General features: G+C 68.7%; 17 protein-coding genes. 10 read left to right on the forward strand and 7 right to left on the reverse strand.

Annotated features, from left to right (window positions below; all coding sequences use genetic code 11):
* Positions 1-3: 3 nt before the first annotated feature.
* Both purF and DY023_RS00740 read left to right on the forward strand, forming a co-directional pair.
* Complete coding sequence (gene purF, locus DY023_RS00735) at positions 4-1488, forward strand: amidophosphoribosyltransferase (protein ID WP_116240435.1); 1485 nt, start codon at positions 4-6, stop codon at positions 1486-1488.
* 54 nt (positions 1489-1542) lie between these two features.
* Complete coding sequence (locus DY023_RS00740) at positions 1543-2862, forward strand: MFS transporter (protein ID WP_116240436.1); 1320 nt, start codon at positions 1543-1545, stop codon at positions 2860-2862.
* Between the two features lie 28 nt (positions 2863-2890).
* Here DY023_RS00740 and DY023_RS00745 read toward each other — a convergent pair whose 3' ends face one another.
* Both DY023_RS00745 and DY023_RS00750 read right to left on the reverse strand, forming a co-directional pair.
* Positions 2891-3352: a hypothetical protein gene (locus DY023_RS00745; RefSeq protein ID WP_116240437.1), complete on the reverse strand. Its 462-nt coding sequence runs from the start codon at positions 3350-3352 to the stop codon at positions 2891-2893.
* A 12-nt stretch (positions 3353-3364) separates the two neighbouring features.
* Positions 3365-3928, reverse strand: a complete 564-nt coding sequence (locus DY023_RS00750; protein WP_116240438.1) for an RNA polymerase sigma factor — start codon at positions 3926-3928, stop codon at positions 3365-3367.
* A 103-nt stretch (positions 3929-4031) separates the two neighbouring features.
* Between DY023_RS00750 and DY023_RS00755 the strand changes: the two genes are divergently transcribed.
* Genes DY023_RS00755 through DY023_RS00765 form a run of 3 tightly spaced genes read left to right on the forward strand, consistent with a single transcriptional unit; the run spans position 4032 to position 5308 of the window.
* Entirely contained in the window at positions 4032-4592 is a 561-nt protein-coding gene (locus DY023_RS00755; RefSeq protein ID WP_116240439.1) for a hypothetical protein, read from the forward strand.
* Between the two features lie 51 nt (positions 4593-4643).
* Positions 4644-4916 (forward strand): type II toxin-antitoxin system Phd/YefM family antitoxin, encoded by a 273-nt coding sequence (locus DY023_RS00760; protein ID WP_116240440.1) that lies wholly within the window; start codon positions 4644-4646, stop codon positions 4914-4916.
* Positions 4913-5308 (forward strand): type II toxin-antitoxin system VapC family toxin, encoded by a 396-nt coding sequence (locus tag DY023_RS00765; protein WP_116240441.1) that lies wholly within the window; start codon positions 4913-4915, stop codon positions 5306-5308. The genes DY023_RS00760 and DY023_RS00765 overlap by 4 nt, the downstream gene beginning before the upstream one ends.
* Positions 5309-5338: 30 nt before the next feature.
* On the opposite strand, the gene DY023_RS00770 is transcribed toward DY023_RS00765, so the two are convergent.
* Together DY023_RS00770 and DY023_RS00775 are read right to left on the reverse strand one after the other, a co-directional pair.
* The gene (locus tag DY023_RS00770) at positions 5339-6178 is read right to left on the reverse strand and encodes an MOSC domain-containing protein (protein ID WP_116240442.1); all 840 of its coding nucleotides are present in this window, start codon (positions 6176-6178) and stop codon (positions 5339-5341) included.
* Between the two features lie 112 nt (positions 6179-6290).
* A complete protein-coding gene (locus DY023_RS00775; RefSeq protein ID WP_116240443.1) occupies positions 6291-6479 on the reverse strand; it encodes a DUF3073 domain-containing protein in 189 nt (62 codons plus the stop codon).
* A gap of 154 nt (positions 6480-6633) precedes the next feature.
* Between DY023_RS00775 and DY023_RS00780 the strand changes: the two genes are divergently transcribed.
* Positions 6634-7179 carry a universal stress protein gene (locus tag DY023_RS00780; protein ID WP_116240476.1) on the forward strand — a complete coding sequence of 182 codons (546 nt, stop codon included), beginning with the start codon at positions 6634-6636 and terminating at the stop codon, positions 7177-7179.
* 118 nt (positions 7180-7297) lie between these two features.
* Here the strand turns inward: DY023_RS00780 and DY023_RS00785 are convergent, their stop codons facing one another.
* The 3 genes from DY023_RS00785 to DY023_RS00795 form a co-directional block, all read right to left on the reverse strand.
* On the reverse strand, positions 7298-7933 hold the full coding sequence (locus tag DY023_RS00785; protein ID WP_116240444.1) for a PadR family transcriptional regulator: 636 nt from the start codon (positions 7931-7933) through the stop codon (positions 7298-7300).
* Positions 7930-8775, reverse strand: a complete 846-nt coding sequence (locus tag DY023_RS00790) for a DUF4097 family beta strand repeat-containing protein (RefSeq protein WP_116240445.1) — start codon at positions 8773-8775, stop codon at positions 7930-7932. The genes DY023_RS00785 and DY023_RS00790 overlap by 4 nt, the downstream gene beginning before the upstream one ends.
* 109 nt (positions 8776-8884) lie before the next feature.
* Entirely contained in the window at positions 8885-11296 is a 2412-nt protein-coding gene (locus DY023_RS00795) for a glycogen/starch/alpha-glucan phosphorylase (RefSeq protein WP_245958517.1), read from the reverse strand.
* A gap of 41 nt (positions 11297-11337) precedes the next feature.
* On the opposite strand from DY023_RS00795, the gene DY023_RS00800 reads away from it, so the two are divergent.
* The 4 genes from DY023_RS00800 (at position 11338) to DY023_RS00815 (ending at position 15167) form a co-directional block, all read left to right on the forward strand.
* Entirely contained in the window at positions 11338-11853 is a 516-nt protein-coding gene (locus DY023_RS00800) for a hypothetical protein (protein ID WP_245958518.1), read from the forward strand.
* Between the two features lie 60 nt (positions 11854-11913).
* Positions 11914-12675, forward strand: a complete 762-nt coding sequence (locus tag DY023_RS00805) for a MerR family transcriptional regulator (protein WP_116240447.1) — start codon at positions 11914-11916, stop codon at positions 12673-12675.
* 142 nt (positions 12676-12817) lie between these two features.
* Positions 12818-13651, forward strand: a complete 834-nt coding sequence (locus DY023_RS00810; RefSeq protein ID WP_116240448.1) for a hypothetical protein — start codon at positions 12818-12820, stop codon at positions 13649-13651.
* 73 nt (positions 13652-13724) lie between these two features.
* Positions 13725-15167 carry an alpha-L-fucosidase gene (locus DY023_RS00815; protein WP_116240449.1) on the forward strand — a complete coding sequence of 481 codons (1443 nt, stop codon included), beginning with the start codon at positions 13725-13727 and terminating at the stop codon, positions 15165-15167.
* The last annotated feature ends 17 nt before the right edge of the window (positions 15168-15184 follow it).

The raw sequence follows: 15184 nt of genomic DNA on the forward strand, positions 1-15184 counted from the left end.
CCCATGTGCGGCATCGTCGGAATGGTCGGCAACGGCCCGGTCAACCAGGACATCTACGACGCTCTCCTGCTGCTGCAGCACCGCGGGCAGGATGCCACGGGCATCGCCACGGCGGAGTCGACCGGTGTCATGCACATGGCGAAGGCGCAGGGCATGGTACGTGAGGCGTTCCGCACCCGCGACATGCGCTCCCTGCTCGGCAGCGTCGGCCTCGGCCACGTGCGCTACGCCACGAAGGGCACCGCGTCGAGCGAGGAGGAGGCGCAGCCCTTCTACGTGAACTCGCCGTACGGCATCGTGCTCATTCACAACGGCAACCTCACCAACACGCGTGAGCTGACCGCCGAGATGGAGCAGCGCGACCGCCGTCACCTGAACTCGTCGAGCGACACCGAGCTGCTGCTCAACGTGCTGGCGCACGAGCTGCAGACCACCACGTCGCCGGTCGACCTCGACCCCGACCGCATCTTCGAGGCGGTCGGCAACACGCACCGCCGCATCGAGGGCGCCTACGCCGTGATCGCGATCATCGCGGGCTACGGTCTGCTCGCGTTCCGCGATCCGTTCGGCATCCGGCCGCTGATCCTCGGCCGCCGCAGGGCCGCAGACGGTTCGACAGGCTCACCGACCCAGCCGGGGGACGAGTGGGTCGTGACCAGCGAGTCCCTCGTTCTCGAGAACGCCGACTACGAGGTCGTGCGCGAGGTCGCCCCCGGCGAGGCCGTGTTCATCAGCAACGACGGCGAGCTGTTCTCGAAGCAGTGCGCCGACAGCCCGGTGCTGGCGCCGTGTGCGTTCGAGTACGTCTACCTCGCCCGCCCCGACTCCGTGATGAACGGCGTCTCCGTGTACGAGTCGCGCCTGCGGATGGGTGAGAAGCTCGCCGACACGATCGCCAAGCACGTGCCGCGCGAGAAGATCGACGTGGTCATGCCGATTCCGGATTCCTCGCGCCCCGCGGCGATGGAGGTCGCGCGCAAGCTCGGCATCGAGTATCGCGAGGGCTTCTACAAGAACCGCTACGTCGGCCGGACGTTCATCATGCCGGGCCAGGCGGTGCGCAAGAAGAGCGTGCGACAGAAGCTGAACGCCATGTCGACCGAGTTCAAGGGCAAGAACGTGCTGCTCATCGACGACTCGATCGTCCGGGGCACCACCAGCAAGCAGATCATCCAGATGGCCCGCGACGCCGGCGCGCTGTCGGTGACGTTCGCCTCGGCTGCGCCGCCGGTGCGCTATCCGCACGTGTACGGCATCAACATGCCGTCCAAGCACGAGCTCATCGCGCACGGTCGCACGATCCCCGAGATCGCCGAGGAGCTCGGCTGCGACCACATCGTCTTCCAGGAGGTGGACGACCTCAAGGCGGCGATCACCGAGGGGACCGATCTCGACGATCTCGACATGAGCTGCTTCGACGGTCGCTATGTCACCGGCACGGTCACCGAGGAGTACCTGGACTGGGTGGAGAGGTCGCAGACCTCGTGACGGCCGGCCGCCGGTGACTGGGTCCCTGCCCTTCGACAAGCTCAGGAACCGCACATGAGCGTGCGCCCGCTCTGGCAGGGGCGCGCGCTGGCGGTGCTCGGCATCGTGCTGCTGGCGTTCTCGCTGCGCTCGGCGGTGGCCTCGCTCTCGCCGGTGGTCGGCCTGATCGCGGCGGACTTCCCCGTCCCGCCCGTGGTGCTCGGGCTGATCGGCGCCGCGCCCCCGGTCTGCTACGCCGTCTTCGGCCTCGCGACGCCGTGGCTGGAGCAGCGGCTGGGGCTCGAACGGCTGACCGTCGTCGCCACGGCCCTGATCACCCTGGGTCTGGTGGCGCGCGGGTTCGCCGTGGACTCGGTCACGCTGATCGCGGCGACGGCCGTCGTGTTCGCGGGCGTCGGCGCCGGCAACATCCTGCTGCCGCCGCTGGTGAAGAAGTACTTCCCCGACCGGCTCGGCCTGATGATGACCGTGTACTCGGTCGCGATGGCGGCGTCGACGTTCCTGCCACCGCTGGTCGCGGTGCCGGTGGCGGATGCCGCGGGCTGGCGCGTCTCGCTGGGCGAGTGGGCCGTGTTCGCCGTGGCGTCGATGGTCCCCTGGATCGTGCTGATGGTGCGGGGTCGCGCTTCGACATCCTGGGTCCCTGAGCCTGTCGAAGGGCCGGACGACGCTTCGACGAGCTCAGCGCCCCAGGAGGGAACGCGCGATCGCGAACTCGAGGCCGTCACCGGTCCCGTTGTCGTGGCGCCCGCCGATTCCCGCATCCTGAGTCGTCTGCCGCGGCTGCCGCTGGCCTGGGCGATGACCCTCGTCTTCGGCATCTCGGCGTCCATGGCCTACGTCACCTTCGGATGGCTGCCGCAGGTGCTCGTCGACATCGGTGGCGTCTCGGCGGCCGAGGCCGGGTTCCTGCTCGGCGTGTTCTCGGTGATGGCGCTGCCCTGCTCGCTCGTGGTCCCCGGCCTCACCGTGAAGTACGCCTGGGCGACGCCGGTGCTGCTGATCACCGCGGTGGTGACGGGTTCCGCCGGGCTGCTCGGTCTGACCCTCGCCCCGCAGGCGTTCCTGTACGGCTGGGTCGTGCTCTACGGACTGACGGGCATCATGTTCCCGATGAGCCTCGCGCTGCTCAGCATCCGTGCCCGCACGCACGAGAGCGCGGTCGCACTGAGCGGATTCGTGCAGAGCGTGGGCTACGGCTTCGCCGCGATCTTCCCGATCCTGTTCGGGGTGCTGCACGGCGCCACGGGCGGGTGGCAGATCCCGCTGCTGATGATGGTCGTGCTGCTGGTGGCCGCCGTGCCGGCGGGCATCGTCATCGCGCGTCCGATGACGATCGAGGATGCCTGGTCGCGTCGTCACGGGAAGTGGTGACCCGTGGGTCGCTGAGCCCGTCGAAGCGTCAAGGCTGGGCCAGGCGGAGGGTCAGGCAGTCGGCGTCGCCTTCTTCGGGGAAGACCCCGAGACGGCCGTCGGCCAGCACGCACGTGAACAGCTCCGGCACCCGGCCATCGGTCCGGCTGAACTCACCGAGCTGCCAGGACGCCGCGCACTGGATCTCGGCTGAGGTCACGCGATCCGCCATCGCGGGCAGGGCGCCGGTGACACCTTCTGCCGGCGCTGCGGACACCTCGATGGAGGCCGCGGACGTGTCCGCCGCCTGATAGCAGACCGATGCCGTCTTCTCGATGTCGGTGGCCTGGACCACGGCGAGTGCGCCTCCGGTGAGCAGCACCGCGGCGAGCGTGCTCCCTGCCAGGGTGATCACGCGCGACCGCCGACGCAGAGCAGCATCCCTGAGCGAGATCCGCATGCGGATCTGCTCGAACTGGGTCGCGTAGTAGTGCTCGTCGACCTCAGCCATCGCCGGCCTCCCTCAGAACGTCGCCCCACCGCGACGGCGCAGCAGCCACTCCCGGATCATGCCTCCGTTCGGCCGTACCTTGCGCACGGCCTCCTTGTACGTCAGCCCGTGCACGAGGCACTGGCAGACGATCTCCTGGTCGACCGCGTCGAGGCGAGCGACCGCGGCTTCGAGCGTAGTGGTCAGGGCCTGTTTCGCAACAGGGTCGATCGAGGTGAGCGGCCCACCGGCGGGGACGGCCAATGCCGCGGGTCGGGTCGATGCGTGCGCGGCGGCGTGCACGCTGTTCGCGCTCGTGATCTGCTCCTGACCGATCGACAGCATCCACGGCAGCGCGGAGCCTCCGGGCATCCGGTTCTCATCGAGCCTTTCCCACGCGAAGGCGAACACCTGCTGCAGCACCTCGTCGACGGCGTTCTCATCCGTGAGCTGCGACTGGATCATGGCGTGCACGGCCGGCACATGCCGGCGGAACAGCACCTGGAAGGCGTCCGCGTCGCCACGACGGAACGCCGCCACCAGGGTGCGATCGGTCGCGAGGTCGGCGGGGGCGGAGTTCTCGGGTATGCCCTCCATCACCTCTATTCTGTCCCGAAATCGGGAAAGCGGGTGCCCGAGCTTGTCGACGGGGCCTCGGCACGGCACTCTGAAAGGACGTGTGACAGGGAAGAGGAGTGCGATGAAGCGCAAGACGGGTACCAGGGCAGCGATCGCGGCGATGTTCGGGGCGGCGATGCTGCTCGCGTCGGCTCCGGCTGCAGGGGCGGGAACGATCGCACCGGAGGCCACGGAAGCGGCGGAGCCGGAACAGCACTGCGTGCAGAATCTCGACACCGGCAGCCTGGTGTGCGGGGCATCCGACGAAGCGCTGGGCGGGCTCGTCTACGACGAGACCGGGAAGGTGCTGATCTACCAGCCGAACGGAACGCTGTCCCGCGCGGCGGCGAGCACCGCCGCGACCTACGTGATCGGCGTGCTCTACTCGTATCCGAACTACGGCGGGAGCACACGCGTGCTCACAGGCTCGACACCGTGCAGTTCGGGCGGCGCCTACAACTACCGCGATCTGTCGCTGATCGGCTGGAACAACGACATCGACTCTTTCAAGAGCTACGCCGGCTGCATGACGAAGATCTGGGACGCCACGAACTTCAGTGGCAGCGCCGCTTACGGCTACTTCACGAACAAGGCAGACCTCGGTTCGTGGCGCAACAGGGCGTCGTCGATCCGCTGGCAGTGAGATGGCCAGCATGGTCTGGTCAGGCTGACCAGACCATGTCACACTGGATGCATGGATGTGACGGTCAATGTGCAGGAGGCGAAGACCCGCCTCTCTGAGCTGCTGCGCCGTGTGGAGGCCGGCGATGAGATCGTCATCGCGCGGGCAGGCAAGCCGATCGCGCGCATCCAGGCGTCGTCGCCGCGTGGTCGGAACCTGAATTCTCCACTGCTGCCCGAGTTGCCGCCGATCCCTGCCGACAGTCTCTTCGAGGAGATGACCGAGCAGGAAGTCGCCGAGTGGGAGGGTGGGGATCCCTCCGACCCGCTGGTCTCGGCCGCATGACCCGGTACCTGCTGGACACGCATGTCCTGCTGTGGCTGGCCACCGACCCTGATCAGATCCCGCAGCGCCTTCGCGATGAGCTGAGCGAGGCCGAAGAGATCTTCCTCTCGGCTGCGAGCGCATACGAGATCGCGCAGAAGTCGCGTCTGGGGCGGTTGCCGCACGGCGAGCGACTGCTCGCGCGCTGGTCAGCCCTGCGGGCAGCGCTGCTCGCCGACGAGCTCCCCCTGAGCGTGGATCACATGCGGGAGTCGGGCGGACTCGCATGGGAGCATCGTGATCCGTTCGATCGGATGCTGGTCGCGCAGGCGCGCCTGGACGGGCTGGTGCTGGTGACCAAGGACGAGCGGATCCTCGCCTACGAGGAAGTCACCTGCGCCCGCTGGGAATGAAGCGCTACGTCTGCTTTCGCAGCCGGTTCGTCAGCCGACGACGACCTCGTCGCCCACGCGGATCACGCCGCCGTGGCCGCTGAGGTCGTCGACGTCGCCGCTCACCACACCCGCCTCGCTCTGGAGCAGCAGCAGGGTGCCGAGGGTCGGCTCCGCCTGGCCGACCCGGCCGGTGAGCGTGGTGAGCACCTTCGCGTCGCGCTCGCCCGTGTCGGGGTTCGCGTGCGTGGCGAGACAGCGGCCGATCGGCTTGTGCACGGTGAAGCGCACATCCCCGATGCGGACCTCACCCGACCACCGCAGCTCGTCCCAGGCATCCACCCCGTCGATCACGACGTTGGTGCGGAACCGGCGGTCGTCGATCCGCTTCTCCAGGGCATCGCCGAGCGCAGCGATGCTGGCGGTGCTGTGCACCGAGACGAAGCCGCGCGAGCGGTCCTGGAAGCGGGACTGCTCGCCGTCGCCGACGAGGGCGAGCGGCAGCCGGCCGGGGCGGCCGAGGTGCTTGGCATCCGGCGTCGTGAGCACGAACTCGGTCAGCGCCTCCACGAGGTCGGCGCGGCCGTCGTCGTCGAGGCCCGCGTCGGCGAGCACGACGTCGTCGTGGCTGATCTGCACGCGCAGGGCCTCGCGGTCGTAGTGCAGCCGCAGCGCGGCCAGCGCGGGGAACGACTCCAGCGCGAGCCCCTTCGACTTCGGCCAGTAGTGCAGGCCCGCGTCATCGAGCTCGGGGGTCGCGGCATCCGCGAACCGGAAGGCGAGCACGCGGTCGCCGGCGATGCGCCCGTCGGCCTGCACGGTCAGCTCCTCGCACTGCTCAGGGGTGAACCCCTTGACGGGATGACGGTACAGAGCAGCGACGCGGGGCATGCGACCTATCCTTTCAGGTCGGCGATGCGGCGACCTGAGCGGAGGCACGACGAAGCCCCGGGCGGACAGCATCCTGTCCGACCGGGGCTCACGTCATGATGAAACGGAGAGCTCAGGCTTTCTCGAGCTCGTCCTCGTCTTCGTCTGCGTACTGATCAGCCCACTTGTCGACGTACTGGTCGTCGTCGGAACTGGGGTGTCCGAGTTCACGCTCCAGGGCGGAGTAGTTCACATCCGGACTGTACGCCTTGAGTTCGCGAGCGATCTTCGTGTGTTTCGCCTTCTGACGGCCACGGCCCATGCGCGAGACCCCCTTACGAGTTCAGCAACGGGCTGTGCGGGGCCCGATGTCTTATCCACGGCACCGGCTCGAGGCCGGTAAGAGTAGCATTCAGGATAGCACGCACGCCAGGGCATGAGCCCGCTTGGCGGCACCGGTGAAGGGAGAGATCGCCATGACAGAACCCACCTCCACCCCGTCGGACGAGGGCGTCCCGAACGACGCACTCCAGAAGGCCGTCATCGTCGGCCTGCAGCCCGGACAGCCCGGGCACGTGCTGGACGAGGCCGTCCGGTACGCGAAGCTGCTCGGCTCGCCGCTCGTCGTCGTGCACGTCGATGTCAGCCGTTTCGTGACCTACGAGGACCCTGACGGATACGTGCACTCCGCACCCATCGACCTCAACGTCGATCTCGGCGCCGCCGAGTTCGAAGAGGTGCAGAAGGTCGCGGGTGCCGCGCTGAAGGATGCCGGGATCACCTGGACCGCGCGGCAGCTCGTGGGGGACCCGGCGCTGGCCATCAAGCAGCTCGCGGACAAGCTGGATGCCGAGCTGCTCGTGATCGGCACGCGCCGTCGCGGCTTCGGCGAGTCGGTGCGGGAGTTCTTCACCGGGTCGGTCGCCGCACGCCTCGCCCACCGTCAGCACCGCAACATCCTCGTGATCCCTCAGGAAGAGGAATCCGGCAAGGAGAACAAGGACCTCTGGCCCGAGGAGTGACGTCCGTCCCGTCGCGCAGGACTCCGGGTCCTGAGCGAGCGGAGCGAGACGAAGGGCGCTCAGGGCCCGGATACGACTGACTCCGGGTCCTGAGCGAGCGCAGCGAGACGAAGGGCGCTCAGTGACCAGGCAGTCCCGCGAGCGCGTTCGTCACCGCATGAGCTGCGGCATCCATCGCCGACTCGAGTTCGGTGACCACCTGCGTCGGCAGCGCGCCACCGCGGGCGACGTGCGTGCGCAGGTCGCTGCGCACCCGGGCGCGGAAGGCGTTGATCGAGGCATCCGCTCGCGCGAGGTTCTCGCGCGCGATCACCCGTTCGTCGTCGTAGCCGGGCGCACGCGGCGGCGTGCTTCCGGCGGCCTTGCGGTCGTCCTGTGCGGCGGCGGCGAGGTCGGCCCGCAGGCTCTTCATCGCCTCCTGCACGCTCTGACGCACCTCGTTCGCGATCAGGCGCACCGAGTCGGCGAGGCCGTCCTCGATGCCGGCGAGGTCGTCCTCACGGGAGGCGAGCTCGGCGCGACCGGCATCCGTGATCGAGTAGATCGTGGTGCGGCCGTCGACGGTCTTGGTGACCAGCCCCTCCTCCTCGAGCTTGGCGAGGCGGGGGTAGATCGTGCCGGCGCTGGGCGTGTACGTGCCGCCGGTGCGGTCGGTGAGCGCCTGGATGATGCCGTAGCCGTGCTGCGGCGCCTCGGCGAGCAGCGACAGCAGGTACAGGCGCAGATCGCCGTGCGAGAAGACTGCGGGGCTCATGCTCCCTCCTCCCACTCCGGGTCGTCGGCGACCGTGGTCAGCGGCTTGCGCAGCACGGTGATGCCGCCCGAGACCGTATTCGCGCGCACGTCGACGAAGCTGCCGGCGAGTTCACCTGTCGAGCCGGTGAAGTTGCTCGGGCCGCTCTGCGAGCGCTGCACGCCGTCGACCATCATCCGGCCGCTCATCGAGCGCAGCACGTAGTTGGCGGGCAGCGTCTCGTCGAGGCGGATCGTGGTGGCGCCCGACACGGTGTTGAGGTTGATCGTGTTGACGTTGCCGGACGCGTCCACCAGCGTCGCGCCCGAGACGGTGTCGACCGTGACCTTGCGCACGCTGCCCGTGACGGCCACGTCGCCCGAGACGCTGTTCGCGTTCAGGGTGCCGGTGAGGCTGCGGATCTGCACGTCGCCCGACACCGAGTTGACCGTGAGGTCGCCGGTGAGGGTGTCGACGATGATGTCGCCCGAGACGGTGTTCAGGCGGGTGTCGTTGCGGATGCCGGAGATCAGGGCGCCGGCGCTGACGACGCCCAGGTTCAGGGCGATGGCGCGGGGGACGGCGACGCTGATCTCGGCCTTGGGGCCGCCGGTGCCGAAGTTGCGGAACACCTCGAGGAAGTTGTCCCAGCCCAGCTGCGGGTGGTCGATCTCGACCTGGGTGCCGTCGGACTCGACGCGGAGATCCTTGATGGTGACGCCGTGCACCTCGATGCGGATGCCCGGCTCGTCGTGCGCGACGATGTCGACCTGGCCGCCGACGAGGCCGACCTTGAGACGGGTCGCCGAGGCGATGTCGATGACGCGTTCCTCGCCCGGGGCGATGAGCCACTTCTCGGTCATGTGAGTTCTCCTGGTGTGATCGGCGATATCGAGATATATCGCGTGATTCGAGAGTAACACGATATATCGCGACTCTGTCAAGAGGTGAGGCTGAGAAGTCCCTGGGGCCTCAGCCCCAGACGCGCTCCTGATAGTCGCGGATGGCCCGATCGGAGGAGAAGTAACCGCAGCGCGCCACGTTCAGTACGGCGGCTCGGGTCCAGGCATCCGGATCGGCGTACGCGGCGTCGACGCGCGCCTGCGCGTCGGCGTGGGCGCGGTAGTCGGCGAGCACCATGTACCGGTCCTCGGTGAGCAGGTTCGTGACGATCGGCTCGAACACCGAGCGGTCGCCTCCCGAGAACGCGCCGGAGGCGATGAGATCGAGGGCGCGCCGCGCGCCGGCATCCACCGACTCTCCGGGCCGGTAGGCGGGCGCGAGTGCGGCGACCTCCGGCTCGGTCATGCCGAACAGGAAGAAGTTCTCGTCACCCACCAGCTGGCGGATCTCGACGTTCGCGCCGTCATCGGTGCCGATCGTCAGCGCGCCGTTCAGAGCGAACTTCATGTTGCCGGTGCCGGACGCCTCCTTGCCTGCCTGCGAGATCTGCTCTGACAGGTCGGCCGCGGGGATCACGCGCTCGGCGAGCGTCACGTCATAGTTCGCCGGGTAGAGGACCCGCAGTCGGCCCTCGAGCCGTGCGTCGTCGTTCACGACGCCCGCGACGGCATTGATGAGATGGATGATCCGCTTCGCCATGACGTACCCGGGTGCCGCCTTCGCGCCGAACAGCACGGCGCGCGGCTGCAGAGCGGATGCCGCGACGCGGCCCGAGACCACGCCCTCGTAGGTGTCGACGACGTGCAGCAGCCTCAGCAGCTGCCGCTTGTACTCGTGCAGTCGCTTGACCATGACATCGAGCAGGTGCTCCTCGTCGATCTCGGTCCGGTCGCGGACCCGCAGCACGTCGTTCAGGCGCTTCTTGTTTCCGGCCTTCACCTGCGCGAACGCGTCGCGGAACGCGGCATCCTCGGCGAACGGCTCGAGCTCGCGCAGCCGCTCCAGGTCGGTGACCCAGCCGTCGCCGATCGCCTCGGTGATGAGTGCCGACAGTGCGGGGTTCGCCAGCCGCAGGAACCGGCGCGGAGTGACGCCGTTGGTGACGTTGGTGAACTTCTGCGGGAAGAACTCCGCGAAGTCGGGCAGCACGGCATCCCGCAGCAGCTGCGAGTGCAGTTCGGCGACGCCGTTCACCTTCACGCCTGCGATCGTCGCGAGGTGCGCCATCCGCACCGCTCGCACCGGGCTCTCCGCGATGATCGACATCGCGGCGACGCGCTCCTCGCCCAGGCGCTCGCGCACGGTGAGCAGGAACTCCTCGTTGATCCGGTAGATGATGTCGAGGTGCCGTGGAAGCAGCCGGCGCAGCAGATCCACCGGCCACACCTCGAGCGCCTCGGGCAGCAGAGTGTGGCAGGTGTAAGCGAAGCAGCGCTGCGTGATCGCCCACGCGGTATCCCAGCCCAGGTCGTGTTCGTCGATCAGCAGCCGCATGAGTTCCGGGACGGCGATCACGGGATGCGTGTCGTTCAGCTGGAAGATCGCCCGCTCGGGCAGGTCGTCCAGGGTGCCGCCGCCGGCGAGCAGGTCGTCGACGACATCGCCGACGGATGCCGCCGCGAAGAAGTACTGCTGCTGCAGCCGCAGCTCCTTGCCCTGTGGGCTGGAGTCGTCGGGGTAGAGCACCTTCGAGAGGTTCTCCGCGAACGTCTTCGCGCGCACCGCGCGCTCGTAGTCGCCGGCGTTGAAGGCGGGCAGGTCGAGCGGCTCGAGAGCCTCCGCGCTCCACAGCCGCAGGATGCCGGCGCCGCTGCGGTATCCGGGCACGACGAAGTCGTACGGCACGGCGCGCACCGCCCAGCCGTCCTCGGCGCCGCCGAACCGGATGATCCGCGCCCGCTCCGGGCGGGGGAACTCCCACGGTGATCCGCCCCGCATCCAGGCATCCGGATGCTCCACCTGCTGTCCGTTCTCGAAGGACTGCCGGAAGATGCCGTACTCGTAGCGGATGCCGTAGCCGATGCTGGATACACCCAGCGTGGCCATCGAGTCGACGAAGCACGCCGCGAGGCGGCCCAGTCCGCCGTTGCCGAGCCCGGGCTCGATCTCGTGCGCGCGCAGCTCGTCGAGGTCGACGCCGCAGGCGGCGAGCGCCTCGGCCGCGATGTCTTCGAGACCGGTCGCGAGCAGACTGTTGTCCAGCTGGCGGCCGAGCAGGTACTCGGCGGAGAGATAGCAGATCGTCTTGCGCTCGCGCGGGGCGCGCTCGGTCTCGAGTCTCCGCGCGGCGAGGTGGCCGCGCACGGTGCGCACCAGGGCGAGATAGCGGTCGTCGACCGTGGAATCCTGCAGAGTGACGCCGCGATCCTGCGCGAGGTTCAGCAGGAACTCGGTCACGAAGCCGTCGACTGTCGTCGGCGGGGCGATCACGTTCGCGAGGGCGAGCGGATGCCTCGGTCGCGGAGTCTCGGATGCGGTCACCCTATGACCGTAACCCGCACCGGCCTCGTATTCTTGGGTGCGTGCCAGAACGGACTCCCGAATCACCCGCCGCGCGGTTGCTGCGCGCGAGCTTCACCACGGAGGAGGCCGTCTACGGCGTGATCCTCGTCGCCGGCATGATCGCCGTCTCCGGGGCGCACGGGGCCACCTCGCTGAGCGTCTTCTGGACCGTGCTGGTCACCGTCGTCGTGTTCTGGCTCGCGCATCTGTACGCGGGCACCGTCGCCGGGCACGGCCTGGACAAGGATCGGATCGTCGGCCTCGGAGAGTCGTTCCGGCATGCACTGCGCAGATCGCTCGGGCTGCTGCTCTCGTCGCTGATCCCGCTGGTGATCCTGCTGCTGGGCGCCGGGCGCCTGATCAACGACAGGCTCACCATCTGGCTGGCGCTGTGGATGTGCGTCGCGGTGCTGGCGGTGCTCGGGTACATCGCGTTCCGGCGGCGCGGGGCGCCCTGGTACATCCGGCTGCTCGGGGCACTGACGACGGCCGCTTTCGGGATCGTGATCATCCTCGCGAAGGCGCTGATCCACTAGCGCTTGACATTGACGTTGCGTCAACTTCTACCGTGGAGATATCGACGGAAGGAGGACGCCATGGACTGGTCGATCCAGGAGATCGCCCGGCTGGCGGGCACCACCAGCAGAACGCTGCGGCACTACGACGACATCGGACTGCTGAAGCCCACACGGGTGGCATCCAACGGCTATCGCCACTACGACGACGCCGCCCTGGTCAGGCTGCAGCGCATCCTGCTGCTGCGTGAGCTCGGGCTCGGGCTGCCCCAGGTGACCGAGGTCATCGAGAGGGAGAAGTCCGAGGCGTCCGCTCTCGAGACACACCTCGCCCTGCTGCGGCAGGAGCAGGAGCGCCTCGCCAGGCAGATCGCCTCCGTCGAGAACACCATCAACACATTGAACGAAGGAGGAACCCTCATGGCAGAGAACATGTTCGACGGGTTCGATCACACGCAGTACAAGGAAGAGGTCGAGGAGCGCTGGGGCAAGAAGGCCTACGCGGATTCGGACCGCTGGTGGCGCGGCATGTCCGACGCCGAGCGGGCCGACTGGCAGAAGCTGGTCTCCGACCTGGGCCGGGACTGGATCGCCGCCGCCGAGAGGGGCATCGACCCGGCATCCGACGAGGCGCAGGCGCTCGCGCGCCGTCACGTCGAGTGGCTGACCGGCATCCCCGGCACTCCCGCCGCCGCCGCCCCAGGCGGCGATGTCAAGGGCTACGTGATCGGCCTCGGGGAGATGTACGTCGCCGACCCGCGTTTCGCCGCGAACTACGGCGGCACCCAGGGCGCGGAGTTCGTCCGCGACGCGCTGCGCGTGTACGCGGACGGCAACCTCTGAGCGCTCCGGCGCAGCTGATCCGGATCGCACTTCGTCCTGATCACGGCCGCACTCATCCACTCAGGTGGCAGTTCGTCCCGGTAACCACGTCGGCTACCGGGACGAACTGCGATCCGGGTGCTGCGCTGTGCCGCAGAGTGGGATGAACTGCGACCTGAACGCTGACGATGGCACCGGCATCACGCTGAGCTCGGCCGGCGGAGACGCCCCGGTGATCCTGGTCAACCACGGCTCGGATCACGCCGAGCTCGCCGTGCAGCCGCACGGCATCCCCGACCCGGATGACCCTCATTACGCCTCGTTCGCCTATTCCACGCACACGGCGCCCGAGGTCGGCGACGGATGGCTGGAGGTGGTCGACGGGCACATCACCCTGTTCGACGACGCCGGCCGCCCGAGCCGCCGCGCGAAGCTCCGCGGACAGAACGCCGACGGTCCGATGAGCGCGTCCGTGCATTACCCCCAGATCGACGGCAAGCTGCTCGTCGGAGCCTGCATCGTCACGGCTTCGGTGGTGAACCGGGGCGCCGAGGTGCGCGCGCACTTGGTGATGGCGCCCTCCTCGCATGACCGGATCCGCGAGGGATCCTTCGCGCTCGCCGCCGGCGAGCCTCTCGCCGGCGCAGCCACCGGCGTACGCGCCGAGGTCTCGAACGGTGCACATCGCGCCGTGCTCATCGGCCTGCACGGCTGGCAGGCCGCGGACACGGTCGTCCATCAGGGGACCAATGCGATGGGGGAGTACTCCCGCATCCCCGTCCTCACCGCCGCGCGGGAGAGCGATGAGACCGTCGACGTCTCGCTGCACCGCCTGCTGCGGGAGGGCGATCGTCCGTCCGCAGACCCGGTGGTCGAGATCGACGGCACGCACCTCACCGTCGACTGGCCCGAGGACGGCGTCCACGTCGAGCTCGACCTGCGTACCGTCGTCGAATGGGACGGCCAGCCGGGCCGACCCGGCGGGCGCCGGGTCTGAAAACGTCCTGCCCCGACGGTGGGTGTTCACCGTCGGGGCACGCGAACTGCACGTACACGAAGATCGGAGCCGTATGTCCGCGATCACGAACCCCTGGACCACCCGCACCCGCAGTGCGGCGCCGTCCGCCGAGGTGCGTTTCGGGCCCCTCGTCGGGCACCGGGAGGATGACGCGATGCGGCGCTTCCGCCGCTACGGACTCGGGCAGTTCATCCACTTCGGGCTGTATTCGATCCCCGGCAACGAATGGCACGGCGAGCGGCCGGCGAGCCTGGCTCCGGAGTGGATCCGGGCCTGGTCGGGACCGAACGCGCCGGAGAACTGGCCGGACACCTACGACCGGCTGAACGAGGTTTTCGACCCGAAGGCGCTGGATGTCCGGGAGTGGGCGCGCCAGGCGAAGCGGATGGGCGCGCGGTACGTGATCTTCACGACCAAGCATCACGACGGATTCGCGCTCTGGCCCTCGGTGCACTCCGACTACACAGTCGCCCAGTCTCCGTGCGGACGCGACTTCGTCGGCGAGGTGGTCGATGCGTACACGGCCGAGGGCATCGATGTGTTCCTCTACTTCTCCGTGCTTGACTGGCATCACCCCGGCTACACGACCACGGTGCCGGTCGACGAGGTCGGGAGGGCCGGCTGGCAGGACTTCCTGGAGTACACCCGCGCGCAACTGCTGGAGCTGCTCGACCGCTATCCGGCCGCCCGCGGGCTGTGGTTCGACGGCACCTGGGATGCCTCCTGGGTCGCTTCGCACGAGTTCACCTACCGGCTCGAGCAGGAGCTGCGCGAACGACGGCCGGGCCTGATCATCGGCTCGCGGTTCCGCAACGACGAGCACGGCGCGCGGCACTTCGATTCGAACGGCCGTCTGCTCGGCGACTACGAGCAGGGCAGGGAGCGCAAGCTGCCCTCCGACCATGCGATGCTCGACGGGCACGACTGGGACGGCGTCATGACGATCGGGCCGAATGCCTGGGGCTTCATGCGCGACACCGGCGACGAATACCAGAAGACCGCCGATGACCTCATCGACCTGCTCATGCGGTGCCGGTCGATGGGCGGCAACCTCGTGGTGAACTTCGGACCCGACGGCGAAGGCCGGATGTCGGCGTACGAGGGCGATATCGCCGAGCAGCTGGGCGGCTGGGTGCGAGCGAACGCGGATGCGATCTACGACTGCGGGCACGTCGACATCGACCCCACAGGTGTCGGCTGGCTGACGGGCGACCGCGATCGCGTGTTCCTCACCGTCATCAACCGCCCTGTGACGGGCGTCGCCCGCCTGCGGCTCCCTGCGGACGCATCGCGGGTGCCGGTGACGGCCAGACTCCTGGCATCCGGACGGGAGCTGGAGCTGCGTCGAACGGACATAGGCTTCGACCTGGACGACGCGATCTACTACGACGTCGTGATCCCCCGAGACTTCACCGCCGACCGCGCCTTCGTGATCGAACTCACGCTCGGTGCGGCCTTCGTCGGCGTCGCGGATCGCGCCGACGCCCGCATGTGACCACGAGACAAGGACAG

The organism is Microbacterium bovistercoris, from assembly GCF_003387575.1.
GTDB classification, from domain to species: Bacteria; Actinomycetota; Actinomycetes; order Actinomycetales; family Microbacteriaceae; genus Microbacterium; species Microbacterium bovistercoris.

Excerpts from the sequence above, each read along its gene's own strand:
- DY023_RS00780 (WP_116240476.1), top strand. The coding sequence starts at position 6,634 with ATGACAGAACCCACCTCCACCCCGTCGGACGAGGGCGTCCCGAACGAC.
- DY023_RS00805 (WP_116240447.1), top strand. The coding sequence starts at position 11,914 with ATGGACTGGTCGATCCAGGAGATCGCCCGGCTGGCGGGCACCACCAGC.
- DY023_RS00760 (WP_116240440.1), top strand. The coding sequence starts at position 4,644 with ATGGATGTGACGGTCAATGTGCAGGAGGCGAAGACCCGCCTCTCTGAG.
- DY023_RS00775 (WP_116240443.1), bottom strand. The coding sequence starts at position 6,479 with ATGGGCCGTGGCCGTCAGAAGGCGAAACACACGAAGATCGCTCGCGAA.
- DY023_RS00740 (WP_116240436.1), top strand. The coding sequence starts at position 1,543 with ATGAGCGTGCGCCCGCTCTGGCAGGGGCGCGCGCTGGCGGTGCTCGGC.
- DY023_RS00810 (WP_116240448.1), top strand. The coding sequence starts at position 12,818 with ATGAACTGCGACCTGAACGCTGACGATGGCACCGGCATCACGCTGAGC.
- DY023_RS00755 (WP_116240439.1), top strand. The coding sequence starts at position 4,032 with ATGAAGCGCAAGACGGGTACCAGGGCAGCGATCGCGGCGATGTTCGGG.
- purF (WP_116240435.1), top strand. The coding sequence starts at position 4 with ATGTGCGGCATCGTCGGAATGGTCGGCAACGGCCCGGTCAACCAGGAC.
- DY023_RS00770 (WP_116240442.1), bottom strand. The coding sequence starts at position 6,178 with ATGCCCCGCGTCGCTGCTCTGTACCGTCATCCCGTCAAGGGGTTCACC.
- DY023_RS00790 (WP_116240445.1), bottom strand. The coding sequence starts at position 8,775 with ATGACCGAGAAGTGGCTCATCGCCCCGGGCGAGGAACGCGTCATCGAC.
- DY023_RS00765 (WP_116240441.1), top strand. The coding sequence starts at position 4,913 with ATGACCCGGTACCTGCTGGACACGCATGTCCTGCTGTGGCTGGCCACC.
- DY023_RS00785 (WP_116240444.1), bottom strand. The coding sequence starts at position 7,933 with ATGAGCCCCGCAGTCTTCTCGCACGGCGATCTGCGCCTGTACCTGCTG.
- DY023_RS00745 (WP_116240437.1), bottom strand. The coding sequence starts at position 3,352 with ATGGCTGAGGTCGACGAGCACTACTACGCGACCCAGTTCGAGCAGATC.
- DY023_RS00750 (WP_116240438.1), bottom strand. The coding sequence starts at position 3,928 with ATGGAGGGCATACCCGAGAACTCCGCCCCCGCCGACCTCGCGACCGAT.
- DY023_RS00815 (WP_116240449.1), top strand. The coding sequence starts at position 13,725 with ATGTCCGCGATCACGAACCCCTGGACCACCCGCACCCGCAGTGCGGCG.